Origin of the sequence: Acrocarpospora sp. B8E8 (assembly GCF_039871605.1) — a bacterium.
Lineage (GTDB): Bacteria > Actinomycetota > Actinomycetes > Streptosporangiales > Streptosporangiaceae > Acrocarpospora > Acrocarpospora macrocephala.
Genome location: NZ_JBDPLV010000063.1, coordinates 63,585 through 72,031 on the forward strand (window position 1 = coordinate 63,585; position 8,447 = coordinate 72,031).

The 8,447-nt window shown below is 70.6% G+C and carries 6 protein-coding genes; 1 reads left to right on the forward strand and 5 read right to left on the reverse strand.

The window, feature by feature from the left end; all coding sequences use genetic code 11:
* Nucleotides 1-90 precede the first annotated feature (90 nt).
* Nucleotides 91-3,009, reverse strand: coding sequence for a hypothetical protein (locus tag ABGB08_RS41765; protein WP_347602247.1), 2,919 nt, complete (start codon nucleotides 3,007-3,009; stop codon nucleotides 91-93).
* Nucleotides 2,993-3,487, reverse strand: coding sequence for a hypothetical protein (locus tag ABGB08_RS41770; protein ID WP_347602249.1), 495 nt, complete (start codon nucleotides 3,485-3,487; stop codon nucleotides 2,993-2,995). Before ABGB08_RS41770 ends, ABGB08_RS41765 begins: the two co-directional genes overlap by 17 nt.
* A 256-nt stretch (nucleotides 3,488-3,743) precedes the next feature.
* On the opposite strand from ABGB08_RS41770, the gene ABGB08_RS41775 reads away from it, so the two are divergent.
* Complete coding sequence (locus ABGB08_RS41775; protein WP_347602251.1) at nucleotides 3,744-3,935, forward strand: hypothetical protein; 192 nt, start codon at nucleotides 3,744-3,746, stop codon at nucleotides 3,933-3,935.
* 549 nt (nucleotides 3,936-4,484) lie between these two features.
* Here the strand turns inward: ABGB08_RS41775 and ABGB08_RS41780 are convergent.
* The 3 genes from ABGB08_RS41780 to ABGB08_RS41790 form a co-directional block, all read right to left on the reverse strand.
* Complete coding sequence (locus tag ABGB08_RS41780) at nucleotides 4,485-5,663, reverse strand: FtsX-like permease family protein (protein WP_347602253.1); 1,179 nt, start codon at nucleotides 5,661-5,663, stop codon at nucleotides 4,485-4,487.
* Between the two features lie 10 nt (nucleotides 5,664-5,673).
* The gene (locus tag ABGB08_RS41785) at nucleotides 5,674-6,876 is read right to left on the reverse strand and encodes an ABC transporter permease (protein ID WP_347602255.1); all 1,203 of its coding nucleotides are present in this window, start codon (nucleotides 6,874-6,876) and stop codon (nucleotides 5,674-5,676) included.
* Between the two features lie 372 nt (nucleotides 6,877-7,248).
* Nucleotides 7,249-8,097: an IS5 family transposase gene (locus ABGB08_RS41790; RefSeq protein ID WP_347602257.1), complete on the reverse strand. Its 849-nt coding sequence runs from the start codon at nucleotides 8,095-8,097 to the stop codon at nucleotides 7,249-7,251.
* Nucleotides 8,098-8,447 lie beyond the last annotated feature (350 nt).

The following is an 8,447-nucleotide window of genomic DNA, read 5'->3' on the forward strand; positions in this document are numbered from 1 at the left end:
CCGCGCCGTTGACTGCGTTTCGCGACCGCTGACCAAGAGCTGCGGCTTCAGCGTCGGACGACACAAGTCGTCGAAGGGTCGCCCGACGGATCACTCCAGGTCCGCCCACGACCAGGGCGCGGCGGCGCCCCCGTTGGGTTCTCGCCCGAACTTGAACCGCTCCCGTTGATCACCAATTGTGAGGAACGTATCGAATTCCCCTGCGGCGGATAGCCGTCCGGCCAGCGCGGCGGCCTGCTCGTGCGCCCCCGCCTCCCGCAGCAGCTCCACCAACCAGGCCGCGGCGCGCAGCAGGTCGTGCCGGGCGCCCAGGTTGTTGTGCAGAGGGAGGTGGCCGGCGGCACGCTCGGCCAGCGCGGCGGCCTGGTCGTGGGCTCCCGCGTCCCACAACTCCGCCACCAGCCAAGCCACACCAGACGGGTCGTCCAGGGCGATGTGGGCGGCAGGGTCGCGGGCCAGCAAGACGGTGAGCTGGTCCTGCATTTCCGCCTCCCGCAGCTCCTCCATCAGCCTGGCCACGGCGCGCGGGCTGTCCAGAGGGATGTGGCCGGCGGCTCGCTCGGCCAGCGCATTGCTCTGGTCCTGCGCTTTTACTACCCGCAGCTCCTTCATCAGCCAGGCCACATCGGACGGGTCGTCCAGGGCGATGTGGAGTGCGGGGTCGCGGGCCAGCAAGACGGTGAGCTGGTCCTGCACGCCCGCCACCCGCAGCACCCCCACCAGCCTGGCCACGGCGCGCGGGCTGTCCAGAGGGACGTGGCCGGCGGCTCGTTCGGCCAGCGCATTGTGCTGGTCGCGGGCGCCCGCCTCCCACAGCCCTTCCATGAGCCAGGCCACGTCGAACGGGTTATCCAGGGGGATATGGGTGGCGGCTCGCTCCGCCAGCGCAATGTGCTGACCGTGCGCCCCCGCCTCCCGCAGCACAGCCACCAGATGGGCCACGGCGGACACATTGTCCAGAGGGGTGCAGGCGGCGACGCGGTCTGCCAGCGCGGTGAGCTGGCCGTGCGCCCCCGCCTCCCACAGCTCCGTCACCAGCGAAGCTACGGCGGCCGGGTTGTCCAGGGGAGTATCGATGGCGGCTCGCTCGGCCAGCACAGTGTGCTGGCCGAGCGAGCCCGCTCTCCGCAGGTCCTTCATCAGCCGGGCTACGCTGATTGGGTTGTCTAAGGGGATGTGGGTGGCGGCGCGCGCGGCTAGTGCGGTGAGCTGGTCGCGGGCCCCCGCTTTCTGCAGCTCCCCCACCAGCCTTGCCACGTCGTTCGGGTTGTCCAGAGGGGTGTGGGTAGCGGCGCGCGCGGCCAGCGCGGCGACCTGGTCGCGGGCTCCCACGTCTTGCAGCTCCTCCACCAGCCTGGCGACGGCGCGCGGGTCGCCGAGAGGGACATGGGCGGCGAGGTCGCGGGCCAGCAGCGCGGCGAGCTGGTCGCCGGCGCCTGACTTCCGCAGTACCTCCACCAGGTGGGCCACGGCATCCGGGTCGTGCAGGGGGATGTGGGCCGCGGCGCGCGCGGCTAGTGCGGCGACCTGATCGTCAGCCCCGGCATCCCGAAGCGCCCTCAGTAATGTGGCCACGGCGACCGGGCTGTCCAGAGGGATGTGGGTGGCGGCACGTTTGGCCAGCGCGATGAGCTGGTCGTGGGCCCCCGCCTCGCGTAGTGCCCGCACCAGCCTGGCCACGTCGAACGGGTTGTTCACAGTGATGTGGGCGGCGGGGTCGCGGGCGAGTAAGACGGTGAGCTGGTCGTGCTCCCCTGCCTCGCACAGCGCTTCCACCAGCTTGGTCACGGGGTACGGGTCCACCAGAGGGAGGTGGGCGGCGATCCAGCTGGCAGGGCCGGAATCGCTGGGGTGCAGGCTGTGCAAGTGGTCAAAGAGGGCATGGAAGGCGGTGGGGTCGCCGCGGGTAATCGCGTTCTTATGGAACTGGGCGGCGTCCCGGTACAAACCGCGATCCCAGGCGGCATTCCCGAGCGCGGTCAGGTCGCCGGGGTGGACGTAGGCGGCGGCGGAGGTCCAGAAGTCGATGGGCGGGATCTGCTCGTCGCGGTAGTGCCGGCCGTGCTGGTCGAGGAAGTCGGCCAGCCGGTACTGCGGTCCCGCCGCCCGGGCCCGGGAATCCGCGGAGGCTGCTGTGGTGGTTGCTGCGGCGCCGTGGGTGCGCTGGTTGTGGGGCGTGCCGGGTTTGACGGGGGTCAGGATGCCGGGGATGCCGTTGCAGGGGGCGATCACATATTCCAGCGCCCGCTCCAGCCAGTCCTCACCCGTCTGGTCCCATTCAGCGTCGGTCAGGTAGCCGGGGGCTGCGCCGGCCAGCAGAGCCAGCGGCAGGCGCGGCCCGCAGCCGAGCCGGCGGGCGTCCATCGCGGCGTGGATCAACGCCCGGGTGGCGGGCGGGGCCTGCTCGAAGCGGTCCATCAGCACCGGCACCCCGGCCAGGTACTGGGCGATCCGACCATCGGTGGCGTGCGCGGCGGCCTCCCGCAGCCGGGGATCGCCGTCAGCGTGACCGGCCAGGGCGTGCAGGTCGGGGCTGGTGAAGCGGTCAGTCACGCTGATCTTGTGCCCGTCCAGCAGTTCCCGGGCTTGGGCGTGCGGATCGGGCGCATCCGGGCCGGGGCGGGCGGTCAGGATGTCCCAATACTTGGGCCACAGGGTGGCCAGCACCAGCACGGGCGCCCGGCCCGGGTCGCGCAGCAGCCCCCGCAGTCCGGCCGCGACCCGTTCCCCCAGCTGCGAGTCGGCGAGGTAGAACTGGGCCTCGTTCAGCCACACCACCGTGTACGGCCCGATGTTGGCCAGATCGGCCAGTGCGGCGTCAGCGCGGGTCGGATCGATGGGATGCCACAACCGCCACCTCTTGGGCTGGACGCGTAGCCGGTGGAGCGACTCCCAGCAGGCCCGCGTCTTGCCAGTGGAAGACCCGCCCACCAGCACCGCGATCTGGCTGGTCCCGCCCGCTGCGGCCGCCACCACCTCGCCCAGCGCCCAATCATGCTTGCGCTCCACGTAGCCGGGCAGGGCCGGCAGGCCGGGGGGTGGGGGAGTCGATGGCGCGGTGGACTTCCAGGGCGAACGGGTCGCTCACCTCCTGCAGCGGTCGGCCCGGTCGTAACCGCTCCAGTGCCGCTCGGCCCTGCTCGGCCTGCACTGCGGCGCGTGTTCCCTCCGTCCGACGGCTGGCCTCAGCCAGATAGGCGGCACGCCATCGCCCGGCCTCCAGCAGCGCGGCCTCGCCACCGTGCAGTGGCCCGGCACGTTCGGCCTGCACGCGTATCGCGTTCAGAACTGAAAGGACCGGATCGATCCGCTGCGGGAACCGGTCCCCGCGCAGCCATTCCCCGATCGTGGTCGGGCTGACCTGGGCAATCTTGGCCAGAGCGCGGTCGGACGGATGCCCGCCCAGTCGGGTGGTGCGGAAGCCGGCCAGCTCGGCGATCAGCGCGGCGAAGTCGGCTTCCCTCGCCCCGCCCGCAGAGCTCGCCATCACCGCCACCATTCCCGATCATCCGCCAGGGATCGCGCAGGGGTGAGTGTCCCGCCTGCCCCCGAGACACCCGGCCTGGACACAACCTCTGCCTGACTCGCACCCTAGGCCGCCCGCCTGCACCGGCAACCCCGGTGTGTCCGATCTGGGATCGCACTCCTGCGGGACGGCCGCCTGGACGGCCAGCCTCGGCCTCATCCACCGGCCCTTCCAGCCCCACGGGCCCTTCACCGCGACCTCACCGGGGAGCCCCGAGATGACCGAAATGACGCTGACCAAGATCCTGCTTCTGCTGCTGGCCCTGTCTGTCGCGCTCAACATCGCGATCACCGCCGGGCTGATCGCCCACGCCGCCGGAGCGAGCACTGCCCAGGCGATCCTCACCGGCGCAGGCGCGGCCGCCACCAGCCTAGCCCTCTACCTCGCCGCCGTCGCCGCCTACCAGTAAGGCATCGCGCCGGATGGAAGCAGCGGCATCTGAAGGAGCCGCGACAGGAGGTGCCCGAACCGGGTTCGGATCGTACTATCACCTTGAATGTCGTTCGGTCGCGCTGATTCGATGGCAGCCTAATTGATAGCGCCCAGGTCAGCGAGGGTGCCGTTATCAAATAGCGCGGCGCCAGACAGTTGTCTGGAGGCTGCCTACCTGATAGCGGGCTACTGCATCTGATAGTCACTTGAGAGCAGGGCCGAGGTAGTTGATAGCGTAGACCGCTTCTTCGGCGCTGGACAGTGTGGGTATCGGCCTGGCTGGTGGCCCGCGCTCAGCTCCTGGAGGCCACACCCCGCCTGGACGAGGCCGCGGCCGCCCGTGGGACGGGCTGGGGATCGGCAAACGCGGCGTGCTCACCGACGTTGTCCTGGCCACCCGTTGCTGCGGCCGATTAGATGGCTTGCGCCCGCACGCCCTGCGGCACACCTACGCCACCCGGCTCCGCCACGACGGCGCCGACCCCGCCCCGACCACGAGGACGACGTGGCCCTGGTGGTCCTGCGCTCACTCGGCGCGGAGCACCCCGGCCAGCCGGAACCGCCCGGCTGAGCGGGCCGGGAGCGCGGCCAGGACGAGGGCCGCCGCCAGGACGGCCGGGCCGATCGACACCATCGCCCAGAGCGGTGCCGGCGCGACGTAGCTGAGCGGGGTGTTCTCCGCGACCACCCGCCAGAGGGAGCGGCCCAGCGCGAGACCCAACGGCACGCCGACGCCGGCGGCGATCGCCGCGATGGTGAGCGCCTGGGTGACCACGGCGGCCCGCGACTGCGCCGGGGTCAGGCCGAGGGCGCGCATGACCGCGATCTCGTGCCGGCGACGGCGGATGGTGGCGGTCACCGCGTGCGCAACGGCCGCCATCGCGAGCACGCCCAGAAAGGCGCCCAGCGCGATCGGCAGGCCCCGCCCGCCCTGGATCTGGGCCAGTTGGACGGGGATCAGCGCGGGCAGCAAGCCGACCCGCTCGCCTCCCGGCACCTCGTGGAGCGCGGCCTTCAGCCGGGTAAGGACGGAGAAGGGATCCGCTCCGGGGCGCAGCGCGATGATCCCCATGTCGATGTCGAAGGAGGAGAAGAGGGCGGCGTAGCCGTCCGGAGTCGTCAGCGCGCCGTCGGCGTAGCCGTTCGCCGGGCCTTCGGTGACGAATCCGATGCCGGACACCTCGAAGTCCCGGCCACCGCGCGAACCGGTCACCTGGATCCGGTCGCCTTCCACCACGCCCAGCCGCCCGGCGGTTCCCGCCGCCAGCAGGATCTCGCCCGAGTTCGCGGGCGGGCGCCCCGTCACCAGAGCGATGGGCACGCTCCCCGCCACGCTGAAGACGCCGAAGGTTACCTCGCCGACCGCCGCCACGGACATCTTCCTGGCTTCGGCGCCGGTCACGTCCGGGTCCCGGGCCAGGACGGGCAGGATCTCCGCCGACGCGGCTTCGGCGCCGTTGACGCCGAGGAATGCGATGAGCTGGTGGTTCTGTCCGTACCTGATGGGGTTGCGGGCCGCGTCGGCGACTCCGGCGGCGAAGGTGATCGCCGCCATGACGCCGAGCACTCCGATGATCGAGCCGATCAGCGCCGACCGCACCGGCGTCGCCTGCCCGGGACCGCGCCGGCTCCAGCGTTCCAGCGCGAACCGCAGGCCGGCCACGATCGCCACCGGCCAGTTCAGCCGCGCCGCGGCCTCCGCCACCGCCGATCTCCTAGTCGGCCGGTGAGCCGTCGCGCGCAGCGCGTACAAGACGGAGCCAGCGGCGATCACGGGGGGGGACGATCAGGAGAGCGGGGGCCAGCACGAGCCAGTCGACGTCCAGGCCCGGATGGGCCTCGAAAGCCGCGGCGGCGCCGATCGGCAGCCACGCCGAGGCCACGGCCGCCGTCGCTGTGCCGAGCAGGGCGCCCGGGACGGCCGCCGCCGGACCTGCCGCGGCGGCGGCGGCCGTCCGGCGCGGGCCCAACCCGGCGGCCCGCAGGGCCCGCAGCTCGGCCCGGGAGAGTTCGGTCAGTCGGGCCGTGAACTGGGCGATCATGACGATCGCGGCGGCCAGCGCGGCCAGCGCGAACACCCGCAGGACGGCGGCCTCGTATGCCAGCAGCCGGTTGCTCTCATCGTGCCGGACGGAAAGGTCGTCGATCTTGATGTCTGGCGGTCCCGTCGCCTCGGCGAGGCGACGGCGGAAGTCGGCGACGCCGGCCGCGCCGTCCTCTAGGCGGACCAGCCCGGAGGAGAACGAGAGGTTCCGCGTGCCCGTTAAGTTGGCCCGGTACCGGGTGAACAGCCCCGGTGACGGAATGATGACCGCCTCGCCGTCACTGGGATCGGCGAACAACGGCGAGCGGATCACGCCGACGATCCGGGCGCTCACCCGCGGGCCGCGGGCCCGGATGCGGGCGCTGCCGGTCTCCCCGGCTTCCAGGAGGAGGTCCACGTCCTGCGGGCGGTTGAGGATGATGGTGATCGTGTCGCCGACATGCTTGCCGTACCGTTCCATGAAACGCGGCAGAGCCGCCACCTCGTCGGCCCGCGCCGGGTCGGGAAGCCGGCCGTCGAGCAGGATCGGCTGTTCGATGCCCTGCCAGATCCCCGCTCCGGCGGGCGCGGAGGAGGTCCAGCCGAGTTCCACCCCTTCGACGTACAGGGCGGAGGTGAGCAGCGGCGCGACGGCGGCGACGCCGGGCAGGCGGCGGACCAGGTCCCAGTCGAACTCCGGATCCTGGTTCAGGACCTTCACGTCGGCGGGCAGGGTGACGGCGCGCAGCCGGTCGAGCGCGCTCTCGCCGCGCCGGGCCGCGGCCAGGGCCGCTAGGACCGTCGCCGTCGAGAACGCCACCAGCAGGGCGAGCACGGCCAGCCCGCGCCACCGCACCCGGAACTCGTGCCGGAGCCAAAGCAGCAGGAACGTCACGATTCCTCAGTGTCGTCGCCGGGTTCGGTCCTTCCTACCGGGTTAGCCCCACACTCAGTTCGGGTCGCGCTACCAGTCGAATGTCGTTCGGCAGCACTGGCTCGATGTCCGCCTAATTGATAGTGCGCAGGTCAGCGACGGGTACCGATATCAAGTAGGGCGAGTCCAGACATGTTGTCTGGGAGCGGTCTACCTGATAGCGCGCAACTGCACTTGATAGCCAGTTGATACCGGCGCTGAGGTAGTTGATAGCGTAGCCCGCTCCTGCGGGGCTGGACAGTGACATCCTCGTGAGTCCGGCCTGTTCCGACACTCCTGGTGCGTGGGTCCTGAGAGGGCGTCCCATGAGTGAAGTTCGTGGTTGATCGTCGGTTATGCGTCTCGCCAGGTTGGGGTTGTTTCGCCAGTTGCGCGGCGGGCGAGGTTGTCGATCGAGGCGATGCGGATCATGGCGGCGGCGTGGTCGTCGCGGGTCTCGTAATCTCGGGCAAGTCGGCGATGGAGCATCAACCAGCCGAAGGTTCGCTCTACTACCCAGCGGCGTTTGACCACGTGGAATCCGGGCTTGTCGGAGCGTCTGGGGACGACTTCGACATCGATGCCCAACCGGGCGCCGTGCTCGACGGCGGCATTCTTGAACCCGGAGTCGACCCAGGCTTTGCTGATCGTTGGATGGCTGGCGTGGGCCTGGGTGAGCAGGGCCTTGCCGATGGCGTTGTCGGTCGTGCCGGCGGCGACGACGGTGATGGCCAGGAGTAGCCCCAGCGTGTCGGTCATGATGCCCCGTTTGGTCCCGACGATCTTCTTTGCGGCGTCGGTTCCTTGACGGGACACAGGGACGTTGGTGGAGGTTTTCGTGCTCTGGCTGTCGATGACGCAGGCGCTGGGCTCGGGATCACGGCCCTCGGTGACGCGGACCAGCCGGGTCAGCTCGATGCCCAGCCGGTCCAGAATGCCCTCCTTGGCCCAGAGGGAGAAGTACCGGTAGACCGTGGTGTGGGGCGGGAAGTCATGGGGCAGATATTTCCAGGCGATGCCCGTGCGATTGACGTACAAGATGGCGTTGAAGATGTCGCGCAGGCTGGTGGTCGGGTCGGAGACGTGGACGCCGGCCGCCGCTCGGGCGGCCAGGCGCTCGTCTCGCCAGGCGGTCAGGGTGGGTGCGATGAGCGCCCAGCGGGCATCGGACAGGTCGCTGGGGTAGGGGCGGCGCGAGGTCACGCACCAGTGGTAGCCGATCTCGCCCAGGAGGCAAGCATCGTGGAAACGGGCGAGCCCGCACCATCCTGAGATGAGATGGGCATCTGGCATCGGTCCGTCACAAAACGATTGGCGGCACCCGTCCGAGCGGTACCTCAAACCCCATGAACGCGGCCATATCGGACGGCACGGCTGGGGGATGAATGTGGACGCATCGTCCTACCAGATTGTGAGACGCCCTCTGAGAGTGCGTTCCGCGAGCTGATGCCCCTTTTGTCGATGGGATTGGGATAGGTCGGCTGGTCGGAGGCTCGCCGTTCGGGCTATGGGCGCGGCTGGGTGAACAATCCCGGCTCGGTCTCGACGAGGAT

Bases quoted from the DNA above. Each gene is read 5' to 3' on its own strand.
- ABGB08_RS41770 (WP_347602249.1), bottom strand. From the start codon at position 3,487: ATGGCGAGCTCTGCGGGCGGGGCGAGGGAAGCCGACTTCGCCGCGCTG.
- ABGB08_RS41775 (WP_347602251.1), top strand. From the start codon at position 3,744: ATGACCGAAATGACGCTGACCAAGATCCTGCTTCTGCTGCTGGCCCTG.